Genomic DNA, 17,074 nt, shown 5'->3' with positions numbered 1-17,074 from the left:
TCAGGGCTTGAGCGAGGCGTACCAGGCTGCCAGGTTCTCGATGTCGGCATCCGACAGCGGCTTGGCCATGGGAGCCATCACCGGATCCTGACGCTGGCCATCCCGAAATGCCTTGAGCTGTTTGGCGGTGTACTGGGCACTCTGCCCTGCCAGATGGGGATAGCCGGGGATCATGGCCTTGCCCTCCACCCCATGACAGGCGGCACAGACCACGGCCTTGGCCTTGCCGGCCTCCGCATCGGCGGCCAACGCCGGCAGGGTGGTAACGAGAAGAGCCAGGGCGAGATACTTCATGATGATTCCCTTTACAATCGGACACAGAGAGGCGCCAGTATAGGGAGTCGGTGCCGGCCGGGGCAGAGTCGCAAGGAGCAAATGTGAAGCTGAACAATACTTTTTCCACCGAACTGCCCTGGGCCTGCGAGCCGGTCGCCCCGACGCCGCTGGTCGGGGCCCGCCTGCTGCACCTCAACCGCCCCTTGCTCGGCGAGCTGGGGCTGACCGGGGTGAGCGAGGCCGACTGGCTCGCCTGCTGTGGCCAGGGGCATATGCTGCCCGGCATGGCGCCGGTGGCCCAGGTCTACGCCGGCCATCAGTTTGGCAGCTATGTGCCGCGTCTGGGTGACGGCCGTGCCCTGCTGCTCGGCCAGCAAGAGGCGCCGGACGGCCAGCTGTGGGACCTCCACCTCAAGGGAGCCGGCAAGACCCCCTTCTCCCGCTTCGGTGACGGCCGCGCCGTGCTGCGCTCATCGATCCGCGAATACCTGGCAAGCGAGGCGCTGCATGCCCTCGACATCCCAACCACCCGCGCCCTGGTGCTGGTCGGCAGCGATGAAGAGGTCGTGCGCGAGACCCTGGAGCCGGGTGCGACCGTGCTGCGCACCGCCCCAAGCCACCTGCGCTTCGGTCACATCGAATATTTCGCCTGGAGCGGTCAGGGAGAGCGAATCCCCGCCCTGCTCGACTATTTGCGCGTTCACCACTTCGACGGTATGGACGATGCCGGCCTGTTTGCCGAGGTGGTGCGCCGCACCGCCCGACTGATTGCCCGCTGGCAGGCGGCCGGCTTCACCCACGGGGTACTCAACACCGACAACATGTCCCTGCTCGGGCTCACCATCGACTACGGCCCCTACGGTTTTATCGACCGCTATGTGCCCGACTTCGTCTGCAACCACACCGACACGATAGGCCGCTACGCCCTCGATCAGCAGCCGGCGGTGGGCTACTGGAACCTGCAAAAGCTCGCCCAGGCCCTGGCCGGCCACCTGCCCGGCGAGACCTTGCAACAGGGGCTGGCAAGCTATGAGCAGACCCTGATGCTGGAGTACTCGACCCTGATGCGCCATCGCCTCGGCCTGCAGAGCTGGGAAGAGGAAGACCCGGCCCTGTTCCGCCGCCTGTTCCTGCTGCTGGCCCGTGATGGTGTGGACTATCACCTCTTCCTGCGTCGCCTCGCCCGCGTGACGCTCAGTGGCGAACTCCCTCCCCTCCTGCTCGCCCTGCTGCCGGAGCATCCGGAGTGGCTCGACTGGATGGCCGACTATCGGGCCCGGCTCGAGCGCGAGGGGAGCCTGGATGCCGAGCGAGCCCGCCGCATGGAGGGGATCAACCCCAAGTATGTGCTGCGCAACGCCCTGGCCCAGCGAGCCATCGACGCCGCCGAAGCGGGGGATATGGCCCCCTTCGAGCGGTTGTTCGAGGTGCTGCGCCACCCCTTCGACGAGCAGCCGGAAGCCGACGATCTGGCCACACCGGCTCCGGACTGGTATCAATGCACCACCCTGTCGTGCAGCAGCTGAGGAACGCGCCATGTGGCATCTGGACAAGCAAGACCCGGTAAGCGGCAGCCTGCTACTCACCCACCCCGGTCTCGATGAGGCCAGCTTCCCGGCCCTGGCCCCCTCCCTGCTGGCTGCCTGGGAACTGCGTCTGGTCGAGCGGGAACAAGGGGCGGATCGCCACTGCTGGGTGGTGGATTTCGAGGGGAGCAAGCTGCTGCTGCAATACGAACACTATGGCGAGGTGTGCTGGCTGGAAGTCTGCCACCCCGATGATCGCCCACTGCTCGACTGGCTGGCACGCCATCAGGCTGCTCAAGGATTGCACTCTGGAAGCGAGGGGGTATAATCCTGCCCCTCGAATTGCCGCCATGGTGGCGGCATGGGTTCCCTAACCCCATTAACCAAAAAGGTCACAACGTGAATCTGACCCCTTATCAGTACCAGACGGCCCTGATCCGTCTCTCTCTCTTCCACATCCTGATCATCGCGAGCAGCAACTATCTGGTGCAGCTGCCGATCACCATATTTGGCTTCCACACCACCTGGGGTGCATTCAGCTTCCCCTTCATCTTCCTGGCCACCGATCTCACGGTGCGAGTCTTCGGTGCACCCCTGGCACGCAAGATCATCCAGCTGGTGATGTTGCCGGCACTGGCTGTCTCCTATGTGCTCTCGGTGCTCTTCTTCGAGGGGCAGTATCAGGGCTTCAATCAGCTCGCCGTGTTCAACCTGTTCGTGGCCCGCATCGCCCTGGCCAGTTTCGCGGCCTACGCCATCGGCCAGTTGATGGATGTAGTGGTCTTCAACCGCCTGCGCCAACTCAAGGCCTGGTGGGTCGCCCCCACCGCCTCGACCCTGTTTGGCAACCTGGTCGATACCCTCAGCTTCTTCTCCATCGCCTTCTGGCAGAGCAGCGATCCCTTTATGGCCGAGCACTGGGTCGAGATTGCGATCGTCGATTACACTTTCAAGCTTCTGATAAGCTTGGGATTATTCGTCCCACTCTACGGCATGCTGTTGCGCTACCTGACCCGCAAGCTGGTCGGCGAGCCGGGACTGAGCCTTCAGGCCGCTCCGCGCTGAACCATCGGCCACCGAGAGTGGCCGTTTTTTTGCTCATGAAACCCTCAGAGGGGTTGCAATCACAAATGAGAATGATTATCTTTAACTTGCGTTCCGGATTTGACCACCATGGCAACACCCTCGGGTAGTAGTGGACACCTCTGTGAAGGCACGACATTGCTCACATTGCTTCCAGATTCGGCCAGCTTCATGCTGGCCCTTTTTTTACCCGAGAGCATGAACAAAAACGGGAGCCAGTGGCTCCCGTCGGGGTCATGGGCTGCGATGCCTACTCGATGTCCAGCGGCTCGGGGGAGAGGATCACCCCCGTGGTGTCGGCGTAGAGGTGATCGTCCGGCAGGAAGGTGACGCCACCGAAGTTGACCGGCAGGTCGGTGTCTCCCACCTCCTTGTCATCGGCTCCCACAGGGATGGCCGCCAGCGCCTGAATCCCGATGTCCAGCTCCTCGAGTTGGTCCACCTCGCGCACGCAGCCATAACAGACGATCCCTTCCCAACCGTTTTCGGCCGCCGTCGCCGCTATTTCGCTATCGAGCAAAGCACGGCGCAGGGAGCCACCACCGTCGATCAGCAGGACGCGACCCACGCCACTCTCTCGCACCAGCTCTCGAATGAGGCCATTTGATTCGAAGCATTTGACAGTTGTGATAACACCGCCAAAAGAGGGGCGACCACCGAAGGAGGAGAGCATAGGTTCGAGGACATCCACCATATCGTGGTAGATATCGCACAGTTCTGAGGTGTTGTATTCCATAGTGACGGGTCCACGGCCGGAAACAGGTGACAACCAGTATAAGGAGTGGCCTCGGCAATTCAAAGGATATTGCCCCTCCCCGATCACGTTTTGCCATTACGCTTGTTAGAGAAACCGGTAACCGGAGAGCGGAGGCTTCCATGCTGATACGTCACAAACTCATCCTCAACTCCATCATGGTGGCCGCCGCCATGCTGGTGCTGAGCGCCCTCTTCTACTACTCGGGCCAGGTCAAACAGCGCCTGTTCGATGCGCAGCAAAACGTGCTGCTGCAAGAGCAGGCCATTCTCAGGCTACGTCAGGCCCAGACAGACTTCTTGCTGAACAAACAGATGACAGAGACCGAACACTTCAAGCAGGAGATGGCCGATTTCCACCGGCGTAACGACCTGCAGCAAGAAGATGAGAACCTCAAACAGGTTCGTCCCGAGCTTGCCAGTCTCGACAATCTGATGACCCAGTATGACGGCTACTTCACCGCATTGGTGACCCAGATGCAGAAGATAGGTCTGACCCCGGAAGAGGGGCTCTACGGCAGACTGCGCAACGCTATCCACAACGTCGAGGAGTCCCTCAAGAGCCATGAACAGGCGGAGCTGATGATCCCCATGCTCCAACTGCGTCGCACCGAGAAAGACTTCATGCTGCGCAGCGATCTCAAGTATCTGGGCAAGTTTGAAGAGCTGCATCGCGGCTTTATGGAAGCCCTGCAGACGATCCCCGAAGCGGAGCGGGCGCAGGTACTGGCCGCCAGTGACCAGTATCGACGCGACTTTGTCGCTCTGGTGCAGGGCATGCAGGAGCTCGGTCTCAGTGAACATGAGGGTCTGCAAGAGAAGCTGCACGGGGTCGTAGAGGGGGCGGTGCAGGCACTGGCCGAGACCAATGGCAAGATAACAACCCTGCTGGAAGAACGTACCACGCTCCTGGGGAACCTGATGCTGTTGTGTGGTGCCGTCATCATTCTCTGTGTCGGCGCCATGAGCACCCTGCTCGGCCGCAGCATCGACCACCCCATCTCCAGGGTCAACGAGACGGTCAACCGAATCCGCCAGGACAACGATCTGCGGCTCAAGATCGCTCTGAATGGCCAGGACGAGATGGCCCAGTTGGCCGGCAATCTGGACGTGATGCTGGATGGCTTTCGCGATCTGTTGGGTGAGGTGAAGCGCAGTGCCGACACCCTGACCCAGGCCTCCGGTCACCTCTCCGGCAACGTTCGCCGCGCCAGTGAGGGGGCCAGCCGTCAGTTGCAGGAGACCGACATGGTCGCCACCGCCTCCAATGAGATGGGCGCCACCATCGAAGAGATCGCCCGCAACACGGAGCAGGCGGCCGCCAACGCCCAGATGACCAACCAGAAGGCGCAGGAGGGACGCAGCGCCGTCAGCAATACGGTCGAGCAGATCGATTCCCTGGCCGAGAACCTCAGCGAATCCGTGGGTGAGGTAACCAAGCTGCAAGCCGCCAGCCAGACCATAGGGTCGGTGCTCGATGTGATCCGCGGCATCGCCGAGCAGACCAACCTGCTGGCCCTCAATGCCGCCATCGAGGCGGCCCGTGCCGGTGAGCAGGGGCGTGGCTTTGCCGTGGTGGCCGACGAGGTTCGCTCCCTGGCCAATCGCACTCAACAGTCGACCCAGGAGATCGCCGCCATCATCGCCTCTCTGCAGCAGCAGACCGGCAGCATGGTGCAGCTGATGGAAACCTGCCGGGAGCAGGGCATGAACAGCGCCTCTCAGGCGGCGGGAGCGGGCCAGCTACTCGATCAAATCACCGAGGATGTCACCCGCATCATGGACATGAGCACCCAGATTGCCACGGCTATCGAGGAGCAGAGCCTGGTGGCCCAGGAGGTGAACCGCAATGTCACCAACATTCGCGATATCGCCGAGGAGTCGAGCAAGATGGCCGAAGAGAACGCACACTCCAGCCAGGAACTGAGCCAGCAGGCCAACCGCCTCAATCAGGCGGTCTCCCGCTATCGGGTCTAGCCGGTCAGTCGCTCCAGCTCGCCGATGAGCCACAGCGCCTCATCCCGATTCGTGCCACAGACATCCGGCATCGGCTTGAAACCGCCGCACACGGCGGGACGCTCGGGATGACCGAAGATCTTGCAGCCCAACCGCTCGTCGAGCTGCACACAGGGGACCCCGGCCGGCTTTCCTTCCGGCATGCCGGGGATGGGCGAGGTGATGCTGGGGGCGATACAGCAGGCGGCGCAGCCGGCACGGCATTCCATAGGGATACTCCGATAACGAGACGGCCCATCACTGGATGGGCCGTCTTGCGTCTTGCTGAAGGAAGAGATCAGAGGATGATGTCACGCACCACATCATCCTTGCGCTCCAGATAGTGGATCGACTTGATGCGGCGAATGGTGCGGGACTTGCCGCGGATCAGCAGGGTCTCGGTGGTGGCCATCTTGCCATCGCTGGTGATGCCGTCGAGGAGATCCCCCTTGGTGATCCCGGTGGCAGAGAAGATGACGTTATCATTCTTGGCCATGTCTTCCAGCTTCAGCACCTGACCGACCTGGATGCCGAGGGCCTCGCAGCGGGCCACTTCCTGCTCACCCAGGGCGCGAATCTCGGGGCTCTCCCCCTTGACCAGGTGGCGCGGTACCAGACGGGCCTGCATATCGCCGCCCAGGGCGCGGATCACGGCGGCGGAGATGACCCCCTCCGGTGCGCCGCCGATGCCGTAGAGCATGTCGACTTCATTATCCGGCAGGCAGGTCAGTACAGAGGCCGCCACGTCACCGTCGGGGATCGCAAACACCCGCACGCCGAGCCCTTGCATCTCCTTGATCGCCTTCTCGTGGCGCGGCTTGGCCAGGGTGATGACGGTGAGGCGCGACAGGGGCTTGCCGAGTGCCTTGGCCACCGCCTTGAGGTTCAGTTCCAGAGCCAGATTGAGGTCGATGACCCCCTTGGCCTGGGGACCCACCACCAGCTTCTCCATGTACATGTCAGGCGCCTTGAGGAAGGTCCCCTTGTCACCCACGGCCAGCACGGCCAGGGCGTTGGCCTGACCCATGGCGGTCATGCGGGTTCCCTCGATCGGGTCGACGGCGATGTCTACCGCATCTCCTTCACCGGTACCGACCTTCTCGCCGATATAGAGCATGGGAGCCTCGTCGATCTCCCCCTCACCGATGACCACTTCCCCGTCGATGCTGATCTGGTTGAGAATATGGCGCATGGCCGCAACCGCGGCACCATCCGCAATATTCTTGTCACCCCGCCCGAGCCACTTGTAGCCGGCCAGCGCGGCGGCTTCGGTCACTCGGGAAAACTCGATTGCCAGTTCACGTCTCATCGCATACCCAACCTAGGAACCTTAAAAACGGGCGGCATTCTACCACACGGGCAAACCTTTGCGCATAAAACTCACGCTTCGCCACCGAAAAGAGCTCAGATTAATAAAAAACCATAAAAAGTGACACCAACTCGTCATGGACCAGTCACCGAACTGTCATCCCCCCTGCCTAGCATGGCCTCGCTTTCACTGGCTAATGCTTGCAACTTCAAGGAATGACAATGAAAAAACTGACCCTCATCGCGCTGGCCATGACCGGCGCCATTCAGGCCCAGGCTGCCGAAGTCTACAAGAACGATACCATGGCCCTGGACCTCTACGGTCGTATCTATGCCGGCCACTTCTTCGGCGACAAGAAGGAGCTGGATACCAACGGCGCCATCAAGAACGACTACAGCGCCAAGCAGGGCGCCAATCAGTTCGTGCGCTTCGGTGCCAAGGCCGAGAGCCAGATCCAGAGTGGCCTGAAGGCCCTGGCTCAGTATGAAGTGCAGATGTATATCAACGACAGCGAGAAGACCATCAGCGAAAACAGCGACAACCTGCGTACTCGCCTGGCCTTCGCCGGTGTAGGTGCCGACTGGGGTACCGTTACCTTCGGTCGTCAGAAGGGAGCCATGGGCTTTCTGGCCGACTGGACCGACGTCTCCCTCTCCGATGGTTATGGCAACGACGCCCTGGGCGCCAAGACCGATACCTTTGCCACCAACCGTGCCGGCTCCGTGCTGAAGTACTCTGGCCTGTTCAACGGCCTGCAGTTCGATGCCAGCTACAAGTTTGACGGCGGCGACACCGAAGAAACCACCAGCAAAGAGAGCGACGCCGCCTATGGCGCTGCCCTGGCCTACACCTTCCCGTTCAACCTCTCTCTGGGTACCGCCTACAACGTGGGCCAGCGCGACAAGAGCGACGAGAAGGATGCCAAGCTGTGGCTCATCTCTGCCAAATACGACAACAAGGCCGCCTACGCCGCCCTGAGCTACGCCGACGGTTCTGATTTCCTGGCCACCGGCAAGGATCACACCGGTTGGGAAGCCGCGCTGGGCTACAACTTCGAAAATGGCTTCGGTCTGATGGCCCTGTGGAACAAGCAGAAGGTCGAGCAGAGCGGCAAGGCCGATACCGACACCGTCGACTACTACACCCTGGGCGCCCAGTACAAGTTCAACAAGAACCTGCGTGTCATCGGTGAATACCGCATCAACAATCTGGACAGCACTCCGGGCAAGGCAACCGCCAACCAGGATGACTTCCAGCTGGCAGCCCGTTACGACTTCTAATCGCGTTCCATGCTTCCACCCGGCCAGCCTCGCTGCGCCGGGCTTTTTATTCCACCGCCGGGTAGCGGTACTCTCCTCCCCGAAACGTCGCCCAGAGACAATCCCCCATATCGAAGTGCCACCACTCCCCCGGGTAGTTGGTAAATCCTTCGCCGGCCATGCTCCAGAAGAGCAGGCGCCGGTTATCACGAATATTCAGTCGCCGTGACTCGGCCATGCCCGGGACCGGGTGCTCGAAGCGGTCGGTCGCGGCCAGCTCAGTCAGATCATCGAAGGGAGTGCCAAAGTCGAGGGGTTCACCGCTCTCCACACAGTGGACCAGCAGGTCGATCGCCCCACCCGATAGGTGAGGAGGCACAGGGTAGTGGCCGGGATCCGAGGGGTGGGCGCAGAAGCGGCGAGTCTCCCGCTCTATCTCCTCACGCGACCAGGCCGGGTTGGCGACAGCGATCTCATCCCGAATCCGCTCGAAGATGGCCAGAGAGGTAGTACGGCTGCGAAAGCCATCCAGCAGGGTCAGCCCCAACCCTTGCGGGAGCCCGTCCACCACCCGTTCCAATGCACGCACCAGCGGAGCGCGCAGGCGAATCGCAGGCTCACTCCCCGCCAGACCCAAACGATGATAGACAGGGTCGATGCGCAGACGTGCCGAGGCCTTCAGAGGTAGCAAGGGGTCCGATGGCTGCAGGGCCAATCGCTCTGCCGGGGTCGCCGGCGGATAATCATGAGAGATGGGGGGGAAGGACATGAAATGGGCTCCTCTTGGCAAGGAGCCCATTTGAGCCGAGTCGCCCCCGGGGTGCAACCCTTACAGGCTGGGCAGCATGCCGGCCGGCAGCAGATCGTTGTAGCTGGCGGTGCCAAGCAGGCTCGCCGCCGCCTCGATGTCCGGGGCGAAGTACCTGTCCTTGTCGTAGAAGCTCACCTCTGTCCGCAGCCGGCCCTTGGCCTGCTCGATTAGCTCGGTACTACGCAACGGCGCGCGAAAATCGAGCCCCTGTGCCGCCGCCAGCAGCTCGACCGCCAGGATGCCGCGGGTGTTCTCGGCCATGTCTGCCAGCCGGCGACCGGCGAAGGTGGCCATGGAGACGTGATCTTCCTGGTTGGCGGAGGTGGGCAGGCTGTCCACCGAGGCCGGGTGAGCCAGCGTCTTGTTCTCGGAGGCGAGCGCCGCCGAGGTGACCTGGGCGATCATAAAGCCGGAATTCACACCCCCATTGTTGACCAGGAAGGGAGGCAGGCCCGACATGCGCGAGTCGATGAGCAGGGCCATGCGACGCTCCGACAGGGAGCCGATCTCGGCGATGGCCAGCGCCAGGTTGTCGGCGGCGAAGGCCACGGGTTCTGCGTGGAAGTTGCCGCCGGAGATGATCTCCTCGTCATCGGCAAACACCAGCGGATTGTCGGAGACCGAGTTGGCCTCACACACCAGTACCTCGGCGGCCTGGCGGATCTGGGTCAGGCAGGCGCCCATCACCTGGGGCTGGCAGCGCAGGGAGTAGGGATCCTGAACCTTCTCGCAGTTGTGGTGGGACATGCCGATCTCGCTGAGATCCCCGAGCAGGTGGCGATAGCAGGTAGCCGCGTCGATTTGCCCGCGCTGGCCGCGCACCGCGTGGATGCGGGCATCGAACGGACGGCGGCTGCCCAGCGCCGCCTCGACGCTCATGGCGCCGATGACGGTGGCGCCGGCGAACAGATCCTCGGCGTGGAACAGCCCCTCCAGGGCAAAGGCGCTGCTCGCCTGGGTACCGTTGAGCAGGGCCAGCCCCTCTTTCGGCGCCAGGGCGATGGGTTCGAGCCCGGCGATGCGCAGAGCCTCGGACGCCGCGATCTCTCGGCCGTCGTGGCGGGCCTTGCCTTCACCGATCAACAGGCAGCTCATATGAGCCAGAGGCGCCAGGTCGCCGGAGGCACCGACGGAGCCCTTCTTCGGCACCAGGGGATAGACGCCGGCGTTGACCAGCTTCATCAGGGCCTCGAGCACCACTGGCCTGATACCGGAGAAACCAAGAGCGAGCGAGTTGAGTTTGAGCACCATCATCAGGCGCACGGTGGCGTCGGACATGTACTCGCCGATGCCGGCGGCGTGGGAGAGCACGATGGAGCGCTGCAGCTCGTCGAGCTGATCCACCGGGATCCGGGTGTTGGCCAACAGGCCAAAGCCGGTGTTGATGCCGTACACCACGCGGCCCTGCTCGATCACCCGGGAGACGGTGTCGGCAGAGGCCTGGATCGCCGGCAGGGCGGCCGGGTTCAGGGAGAGGTGGACCGGCTCACGGCTGACGCGGCGCAGGGTGGCGAGATCCAGCTCGCCCGGGGTAATGGTCAGTTCAAACATCTTGGTTCACCTTCTTGACGCCGTCGGCGCCGTCGATCATCGGCAGATCCAGCCCCTGCTCGCGGGCACATTCGATGGCAATCTCGTAACCGGCGTCGGCGTGACGCATCACCCCGGTGCCCGGGTCGTTGCGCAGCACCCGGCCGACGCGGCGAGCCGCATCATCGCTACCGTCACAGACGATCACCACCCCGGAGTGCTGGGAGAAGCCCATGCCGACCCCGCCACCGTGGTGCAGCGACACCCAGGTCGCGCCGCCTGCTGTGTTGAGCAGGGCGTTGAGCAGCGGCCAGTCGGAGACGGCATCGGAGCCATCCATCATGGACTCGGTCTCGCGGTTCGGGCTCGCCACCGAGCCCGAATCCAGGTGGTCGCGGCCGATGACGATGGGGGCCTTCAGCTCACCGTTTCGCACCATCTCGTTGAAGGCCAGTCCCAGGCGTACCCGATCTTTCAGGCCGACCCAGCAGATCCGTGCCGGCAGGCCCTGGAAGGCGATGCGCTCACGGGCCATGTCGAGCCAGTTGTGCAGGTGGGGATCGTCCGGGATCAGCTCCTTGACCTTCTGATCGGTCTTGTAGATGTCTTCCGGGTCGCCGGAGAGCGCCACCCAGCGGAACGGGCCGATTCCCTGGCAGAACAGCGGACGGATATAGGCCGGGACGAAGCCGGGGAAGTCGAAGGCATTCTTGACCCCCTCCTCCAGCGCCATCTGGCGGATGTTATTGCCATAATCGAGCGTGGCGGCGCCACGGGCCTGCAGGGCCAGCATGGCCTCGACCTGACGAGCCATGGAGCGGCGGGCGGCCACGTTGACCTCTTGCGGCGCGCTCTGTTGCAGCGCGCGCCACTGGGCCAGGCTCCAGCCTTGGGGCAGGTAGCCGTGAATGGGATCATGGGCGGAGGTCTGGTCGGTCACCACGTCCGGGGTGATGCCGCGGGCTACCAGCTCGGCGAACACGTCGGCGGCATTGCCGAGCAGGCCGACCGAGACGGCGGTGCCGCTCTGCCTGGCTTCCTCGACCATGGCCAGCGCCTCATCCAGGGTGTGGGCCTTCTTGTCGACGTAGCGGGTCTTGAGGCGAAAATCGATGCGGGTCTCGTCGCACTCCACGGCGATCATGGAGAAGCCGGCCATGGTGGCCGCCAGGGGCTGGGCGCCGCCCATGCCGCCGAGGCCCCCGGTCAGGATCCAGCGCCCCTTCGGTTCGCCGTTGAAGTGCTGGTTGGCCACCGCGAAGAAGGTCTCGTAGGTGCCCTGCACTATGCCCTGGGTGCCGATGTAGATCCAGGAGCCGGCGGTCATCTGGCCGTACATCATCAAGCCCTTCTTATCGAGCTCGTTGAAGTGCTCCCAGTTGGCCCAGTGCGGCACCAGATTGGAGTTGGCGATCAGCACCCGCGGGGCGTCCTTGTGGGTCTGGAACACGCCCGCCGGCTTGCCCGACTGCACCAGCAGGGTCTGATCGTCCTCGAGGCGGGTCAGCACCTCGACGATCTTGTCGAAGCAGGCCCAGTTGCGGGCGGCGCGACCGATACCGCCGTACACCACCAGAGACTGGGGATGCTCCGCCACGTCAGGATCCAGGTTGTTCATCAACATGCGCAGGGGCGCTTCGGTGAGCCAGCTCTTGGCGGTCAGCTGGGTACCGTGGGGGGCCCGGATGATCCGGTTGGGATCATGACGAGGATCCTGGTGTTGCTCGGACATAGACACTCCTTGTGTATGGATTCGGTCACTACTTGGTTAACTGATGGACCAGACGGGCCGCCACGCGGGCGCTGCGGCTGTCGAGATCCAGGTTCGGGTTGTACTCGGCCAGATCGGCGAGCCTGAGCTTGCCGCTGGCCCGGATATGGGCGATGAGCGGTTCGATGACCGCCAGCTCGACGCCGCGGGCGGCGGGGGCACTCACCCCCGGCATCACGGCGGCGGGCAGCACGTCGAGATCGATGGTGAGATAGAGGTGGTCACAGCGGGCGATAAAGGCATCCAGCCCGTTGAGCAAGGCTGGCAGCTCGCTCTGGGTCATGGCCTCATCCAGCAGGTGCCATACCCCCAGCGCCTCGGCGCGGGCGAACAAGGCCTGAGTATTGGCGGTCTCGGCCACCCCGAGGCAGGCATAGGTAAAGGGGGAGCCTTGCGCCGCGCACTGCTCGGCGATCTGGAAGAAGGGGGTGCCGGAGCTCGCCTGCTCCTGCTTCATGCGCAGGTCGAAGTGGGCGTCGAAGTTGATGATGCCCACCCTGCCCTGGCCGCCCAGATGGCGGTTGAGGCCACTCCAGCTGCCGAAGGCCACCTCGTGGCCGCCCCCCAGCACCAACGGGAAGTGGCCCAGATCGAGCGCGCTCGCGACCCGTTCGGCCAGACGGCCATGGGCGGCGTCGAGATCGCCGTCCTCACAGCGCACGTCGCCACCGTCGTAGACAGGCTGACTCAGGTGCCAGGCGGTGTTGGCGAGCAGCTTGCGAATGGCCAGCGGCGCACCGGCGGCGCCGACCCGACCCTTGTTGCGGCGTACCCCCTCGTCACAGGCAAAGCCGAGCAGCACCACGCCGGGCGCCTCGCCCTGCCAGGGCTGCGCCTCTTGCCAAGGCAGAACTTTGTCGTGCCAGCGCAGGGCCAGGGCGCCGTCTTCCGGGTCCTGACGACCCTGCCATACCTGCATCTCGCTCATACCAGGCCTCCCAGGGTTTCCTGTCCTTTCACCACCCGCGCCACCAGCTGGTCGACGCCGACCTGATAGGCCAGCTCGGCCGGGTGGGCGCACGACCAGACCAGGAAGTCGGCCTCCATGCCCACCTTGAGCTGGCCCAGTCCTGCTTCACCGAGCGCCGTGGCGCCGTGGCGGGTGACGCCGCACAACGCCTCCTCCGGGGTGAGACGAAACAGGGTGCAGGCCATGTTCATGGCCAGACGCAGGGAGACCAGCGGCGAGGTACCGGGGTTGATGTCGGAGGCGACCGCGATGGGCACGCCGGCCTCACGCAGCGCCTGCACCGGCGGCAAGGTGGTGTCGCGCAGGAAGTAGAAGGCGCCGGGCAGCAGCACCGCCACCGTGCCGCTCTCGGCCAGGGCGGCGATGCCGGCGGCATCCAGGTGTTCCAGGTGATCCACCGAGAGGGCGCGGTAGCGGGCGGCGAGCGCGCTGCCGCCTAAGTTGGAGAGCTGCTCCATGTGCCCCTTGACCGGCAGGCCGTGGGCATGGGCAGCGGCGAAGACTCGCTCGCACTGGGACAGGTTGAAGGCAATCCCCTCGCAGAAAACATCGACCGCATCGGCCAGCCCCTCGGCGGCGGCGAGCGGGATCAGCTGGTCGCAGATGAGATCAACCCAGCCGTCCGCGTCGAACTCGGGCGGCACGGCATGGGCCGCCAGCAAGGTGGTGCGTATCCGCACCGGCAGGGCGCGGCCAAGGCGGCGCGCGACTCGCAGCATCTTGAGTTCATCTTCCAGGGTCAGACCATAGCCGGACTTGATCTCGACCGTGGTGACTCCTTCGCGCAGCAGGCTCTTGAGCCGGCTGGCCGCCAGCGTGAACAGCTCCTCCTCGCTGGCCGCACGGGTGGCACGCACCGTGCTGAGGATGCCGCCACCCTGGCGGGCGATCTCGCTGTAGGGGACCCCCTGCAACCGCTGCTCGAACTCCGCGGCGCGGCTGCCCGCATAGATGAGGTGGGTGTGGCAGTCGATGAGCCCCGGAGTCGCCAGGCGGCCCTTCATATCCTGCCAGCTCTCGGGGAAGGGCCCGCTCAGCTCGCTCATGGGGATCAGGGCGTGGACTCGGCCCGCTTTCACGCCGAGGGCGTGGGGGCCCAGGAGGTCATAGCCATCGCTCATGGTGGCGGGGATGAGGTTGATCCAGACCCGATCGCAGGCCAACAATTCCTTGTTCATGCCAGACTCCGAAATGTATATACAATTCTTATACAGGAAGTGGCACAGGCAAACCAGATCACTCGTTACAAAGCTGCAACAACGATCACGCTTAGAGTATAGGCACAAAAAACCCGCCGGTCGGGCGGGTCAGTGGAACAGATTAATGTATATACAATCAGGTGAATCGAGTCTGGGAGCGCATCCGGTAGCGATCCCCGGGCGAGAGCAGACGGGCATAGGAGACCAGGCCCCCCTCTGACCAGGTGCGTCGATGCAGCAGCAGACAGGGGGTATCGACCCGCACCTGCAGCAGGGCCGCCTCACCGGCGCTCGGCAACACGGCCTCCACCAGATGCTCCATCTCGGAGAGGGGGCAGACCTGCATCAGATAGGCGTTGGGAGTGAGGATGGTGAAGTCCTGCTCGCCATAGCCGGGCAGGCGCTCGGCATCGACGAAGCGCTCTTCGAGCTGGAGGGGCTCATCATCGGACTGATGGACGATCAGGCTGTGGAAGATGGGGGCGCCAACTCGCAGGCCAAGCTGCACCGCCACCTTCTCGTCGGCCCTCTGTTGCTCCAGCCGGATCACCCGGGCACTGTAACGGGCGCCGCGCTCGGCGATCTCGTCCGCGATGTTGCGGATCTCGAGCAGGGGCGACTCGGCACGGCGATCTGCCACGAAGCTGCCGGATCCGGCGGTGCGCACCAGCCATCCCTCGGCGGTCAGTTCGCGCAGGGCCTTGTTCACCGTCATGCGGCTAACCGCGAAGCGGTCGCACAGGGCCGCCTCGGTCGGGATGCGATCCCCCGGGTTCAACTCGCCGCGACCGATCGCATCGAGCACAAATTGGCGGATCTGGCGGTAGCGGGGTGCCGTCATCGCCGGGTTCTGGGCTTGATATCGACCCAGGTGCGGTAGAGATCCGGGATCTGCTCAGGACCACTGATGCAGACGTTGAGATCCTGCAGCAGACCATCCTTGATCCCGTAGATCCAACCGTGCACCGCCAACTCCTGACCACGGCGCCAGGCGTTCTGCACTATGGTGGTGTGGCAGACGTTGGAGACCTGCTCGGCCACGTTCAGCTCGCACAGGAAGTCGAAGCGTTCATGCTCATCTTCGACCGCATCGATCTCGCTCTGGTACTTGAAGTAGACATCCTTGATGTTGCGCAGCCAGTTGTCGATGAGCCCCAGCTCCTGGTTCTGCATCGCCGCCTTCACCCCACCACAACCGTAGTGGCCGCAGACGATGATGTGCTTCACCTTGAGCACCTCGACCGCATATTGCAGCACGGAGAGGCAGTTGAAGTCGGTGTGGACCACCAGGTTGGCGACGTTGCGGTGCACGAAGACATCCCCCGGCAGCAGCCCCATCAGCTGGTTGGCGGGGACCCGGCTGTCGGAGCAGCCGATCCAGAGGTACTCGGGCGCCTGCTGGGAAGAGAGCTGGGTAAAGAAGTCGGGATCCTCGGCCTTGATCTTCTCGGCCCACTCCCGGTTGTTAACGAACAGCTGGTTCAGCAATTTCACGAAGATTCTCCCTGTCGTGCTCTGCTGCGCACCTTATCACAGGGGATGGCTGGCCAGGCAAGCCCGCATCACAGAGGTGTGACCTCTCCCCGCGGAAACAAGAACAGGGCCCGCAGGCCCTGTTCTTGGCAGATGCCATCAGGCATCCATGGCGTCCTTGAGCTTCTTCAAGGCGTTTTTCTCGAGCTGGCGTACCCGCTCGGCAGAGACGCCGTAGGCATCGGCCAGCTCCTGTAGGGTCGCCTTGTTCTCCTCATCCAGCCAGCGGGCGCGAATGATGTGCTGGCTGCGCTCATCCAGGGTCGCCAACGCAGAGGCGAGACGGCTGGTCGCGTGATCGTCCCAGTTGTCGCTCTCGAAATTGCTGGCCAGATCCGAGGACTTGTCCTCCAGATAGTGCACCGGGGCGAAGCCATCCTCGTCATCGTCGAGCAGATCGAAGGCCTGATCATGGCCACTCATGCGCGCTTCCATCTCGACCACCTCCTCGGGGGAGACGCCAAGATCGTCGGCCACGGCACGCACTTCCTCCTGACTGAACCAGCCGAGGTGCTTCTTGGCCTTGCGCAGGTTGAAGAAGAGCTTGCGCTGGGCCTTGGTGGTGGCCACCTTGACCATGCGCCAGTTGCGCAGGACATATTCGTGGATCTCGGCCTTGATCCAGTGCACGGCGAAGGAGACCAGACGCACTCCGACACTCGGATCGAAGCGCTTGACCGCCTTCATCAGGCCGATATTACCTTCCTGAATGAGATCGGCCTGGGGCAGGCCATAACCGGAGTAGCTCTTGGCCACATGAACGACAAAGCGCAGGTGGGACATAACCAGCTGACGGGCAGCCTCGAGATCCCCATCCTGCTGCAGCCGCTCGGCAAGAGCGCGCTCTTCCTCTGCACTGAGCACAGGAATCGTGTTCACCCCCTGGATATAGCTCTCCAGACTGCCTTGCGGAACCAAGGCCATGGTGCGCTGCAATGAAGTTCCCATTGAATACCTCTTTCTTCTCAATCCGGCCAGTCTAACACCCTCAGAGGGGCTGTCTACCAACCAAGGCCCGTAATGGGGGCCAGCTCATGCTAGTGAATCGATGGACGACTC

Annotated in this window: 17 protein-coding genes; 5 read left to right on the top strand and 12 right to left on the bottom strand. The window is 63.5% G+C overall.

Annotated features, from left to right (window positions below; all coding sequences use genetic code 11):
- A complete protein-coding gene (locus BN1133_RS09980; protein WP_050666384.1) occupies positions 1–294 on the bottom strand; it encodes a c-type cytochrome in 294 nt (97 codons plus the stop codon).
- 83 nt (positions 295–377) lie between these two features.
- Between BN1133_RS09980 and BN1133_RS09975 the strand changes: the two genes are divergently transcribed.
- From BN1133_RS09975 to BN1133_RS09965, 3 genes are all read left to right on the top strand, one after another.
- Positions 378–1,802, top strand: coding sequence for a protein adenylyltransferase SelO (locus BN1133_RS09975; protein ID WP_050666383.1), 1,425 nt, complete (start codon positions 378–380; stop codon positions 1,800–1,802).
- Between the two features lie 10 nt (positions 1,803–1,812).
- Positions 1,813–2,130, top strand: a complete 318-nt coding sequence (locus BN1133_RS09970) for a DUF3630 family protein (protein WP_050666382.1) — start codon at positions 1,813–1,815, stop codon at positions 2,128–2,130.
- 71 nt (positions 2,131–2,201) lie between these two features.
- Positions 2,202–2,867 carry a 7-cyano-7-deazaguanine/7-aminomethyl-7-deazaguanine transporter gene (locus BN1133_RS09965; protein ID WP_050666381.1) on the top strand — a complete coding sequence of 222 codons (666 nt, stop codon included), beginning with the start codon at positions 2,202–2,204 and terminating at the stop codon, positions 2,865–2,867.
- Positions 2,868–3,135: 268 nt separating this feature from the next.
- Here BN1133_RS09965 and rraA read toward each other — a convergent pair whose 3' ends face one another.
- Positions 3,136–3,621 carry a ribonuclease E activity regulator RraA gene (gene rraA, locus BN1133_RS09960; RefSeq protein ID WP_050666380.1) on the bottom strand — a complete coding sequence of 162 codons (486 nt, stop codon included), beginning with the start codon at positions 3,619–3,621 and terminating at the stop codon, positions 3,136–3,138.
- A 140-nt stretch (positions 3,622–3,761) separates the two neighbouring features.
- Between rraA and BN1133_RS09955 the strand changes: the two genes are divergently transcribed.
- The gene (locus tag BN1133_RS09955; protein WP_050666379.1) at positions 3,762–5,615 is read left to right on the top strand and encodes a methyl-accepting chemotaxis protein; all 1,854 of its coding nucleotides are present in this window, start codon (positions 3,762–3,764) and stop codon (positions 5,613–5,615) included.
- Here the strand turns inward: BN1133_RS09955 and BN1133_RS09950 are convergent.
- Positions 5,612–5,863 carry a YkgJ family cysteine cluster protein gene (locus BN1133_RS09950; RefSeq protein WP_050666378.1) on the bottom strand — a complete coding sequence of 84 codons (252 nt, stop codon included), beginning with the start codon at positions 5,861–5,863 and terminating at the stop codon, positions 5,612–5,614. The two genes, BN1133_RS09955 and BN1133_RS09950, sit on opposite strands and share 4 nt — an antisense overlap.
- Before the next feature lie 68 nt (positions 5,864–5,931).
- Positions 5,932–6,942 carry a class II fructose-bisphosphatase gene (gene glpX, locus BN1133_RS09945; protein WP_050666377.1) on the bottom strand — a complete coding sequence of 337 codons (1,011 nt, stop codon included), beginning with the start codon at positions 6,940–6,942 and terminating at the stop codon, positions 5,932–5,934.
- 221 nt (positions 6,943–7,163) lie between these two features.
- On the opposite strand from glpX, the gene BN1133_RS09940 reads away from it, so the two are divergent.
- Positions 7,164–8,222 (top strand): porin, encoded by a 1,059-nt coding sequence (locus BN1133_RS09940; protein ID WP_050666376.1) that lies wholly within the window; start codon positions 7,164–7,166, stop codon positions 8,220–8,222.
- Positions 8,223–8,268: 46 nt separating this feature from the next.
- Here the strand turns inward: BN1133_RS09940 and BN1133_RS09935 are convergent, their stop codons facing one another.
- The 8 genes from BN1133_RS09935 to rpoH form a co-directional block, all read right to left on the bottom strand.
- A complete protein-coding gene (locus BN1133_RS09935) occupies positions 8,269–8,970 on the bottom strand; it encodes a M15 family metallopeptidase (RefSeq protein ID WP_050666375.1) in 702 nt (233 codons plus the stop codon).
- Positions 8,971–9,030: 60 nt separating this feature from the next.
- Positions 9,031–10,563, bottom strand: coding sequence for a histidine ammonia-lyase (gene hutH, locus BN1133_RS09930; protein WP_050666374.1), 1,533 nt, complete (start codon positions 10,561–10,563; stop codon positions 9,031–9,033).
- Complete coding sequence (gene hutU, locus BN1133_RS09925; protein WP_050666373.1) at positions 10,556–12,274, bottom strand: urocanate hydratase; 1,719 nt, start codon at positions 12,272–12,274, stop codon at positions 10,556–10,558. The genes hutH and hutU overlap by 8 nt, the downstream gene beginning before the upstream one ends.
- A 28-nt stretch (positions 12,275–12,302) precedes the next feature.
- A complete protein-coding gene (gene hutG, locus BN1133_RS09920; RefSeq protein WP_050666372.1) occupies positions 12,303–13,241 on the bottom strand; it encodes a formimidoylglutamase in 939 nt (312 codons plus the stop codon).
- Positions 13,238–14,461 (bottom strand): imidazolonepropionase, encoded by a 1,224-nt coding sequence (hutI, locus tag BN1133_RS09915; RefSeq protein ID WP_050666371.1) that lies wholly within the window; start codon positions 14,459–14,461, stop codon positions 13,238–13,240. The genes hutG and hutI overlap by 4 nt, the downstream gene beginning before the upstream one ends.
- A gap of 157 nt (positions 14,462–14,618) precedes the next feature.
- The gene (gene hutC, locus BN1133_RS09910) at positions 14,619–15,323 is read right to left on the bottom strand and encodes a histidine utilization repressor (RefSeq protein ID WP_050666370.1); all 705 of its coding nucleotides are present in this window, start codon (positions 15,321–15,323) and stop codon (positions 14,619–14,621) included.
- Entirely contained in the window at positions 15,320–15,976 is a 657-nt protein-coding gene (gene can, locus BN1133_RS09905) for a carbonate dehydratase (RefSeq protein ID WP_050666369.1), read from the bottom strand. The genes hutC and can overlap by 4 nt, the downstream gene beginning before the upstream one ends.
- 138 nt (positions 15,977–16,114) lie before the next feature.
- Entirely contained in the window at positions 16,115–16,963 is an 849-nt protein-coding gene (gene rpoH, locus BN1133_RS09900) for an RNA polymerase sigma factor RpoH (protein WP_050666368.1), read from the bottom strand.
- Positions 16,964–17,074: the final 111 nt, after the last annotated feature.

The organism is Aeromonas schubertii (genome assembly GCF_000820105.1).
GTDB classification, from domain to species: Bacteria; Pseudomonadota; Gammaproteobacteria; order Enterobacterales; family Aeromonadaceae; genus Aeromonas; species Aeromonas schubertii.
Note: the sequence above shows the minus strand (reverse complement) of the source record. Positions and strands in the feature narration are given on the sequence as shown.

Coding starts and splice junctions, on each gene's coding strand:
- BN1133_RS09980 (WP_050666384.1), bottom strand. CDS start 294: ATGAAGTATCTCGCCCTGGCTCTTCTCGTTACCACCCTGCCGGCGTTG.
- BN1133_RS09970 (WP_050666382.1), top strand. CDS start 1,813: ATGTGGCATCTGGACAAGCAAGACCCGGTAAGCGGCAGCCTGCTACTC.
- rraA (WP_050666380.1), bottom strand. CDS start 3,621: ATGGAATACAACACCTCAGAACTGTGCGATATCTACCACGATATGGTG.
- BN1133_RS09955 (WP_050666379.1), top strand. CDS start 3,762: ATGCTGATACGTCACAAACTCATCCTCAACTCCATCATGGTGGCCGCC.
- BN1133_RS09950 (WP_050666378.1), bottom strand. CDS start 5,863: ATGGAATGCCGTGCCGGCTGCGCCGCCTGCTGTATCGCCCCCAGCATC.
- glpX (WP_050666377.1), bottom strand. CDS start 6,942: ATGAGACGTGAACTGGCAATCGAGTTTTCCCGAGTGACCGAAGCCGCC.
- BN1133_RS09940 (WP_050666376.1), top strand. CDS start 7,164: ATGAAAAAACTGACCCTCATCGCGCTGGCCATGACCGGCGCCATTCAG.
- BN1133_RS09935 (WP_050666375.1), bottom strand. CDS start 8,970: ATGTCCTTCCCCCCCATCTCTCATGATTATCCGCCGGCGACCCCGGCA.
- hutH (WP_050666374.1), bottom strand. CDS start 10,563: ATGTTTGAACTGACCATTACCCCGGGCGAGCTGGATCTCGCCACCCTG.
- hutU (WP_050666373.1), bottom strand. CDS start 12,274: ATGTCCGAGCAACACCAGGATCCTCGTCATGATCCCAACCGGATCATC.
- hutG (WP_050666372.1), bottom strand. CDS start 13,241: ATGAGCGAGATGCAGGTATGGCAGGGTCGTCAGGACCCGGAAGACGGC.
- hutI (WP_050666371.1), bottom strand. CDS start 14,461: ATGAACAAGGAATTGTTGGCCTGCGATCGGGTCTGGATCAACCTCATC.
- hutC (WP_050666370.1), bottom strand. CDS start 15,323: ATGACGGCACCCCGCTACCGCCAGATCCGCCAATTTGTGCTCGATGCG.
- rpoH (WP_050666368.1), bottom strand. CDS start 16,963: ATGGGAACTTCATTGCAGCGCACCATGGCCTTGGTTCCGCAAGGCAGT.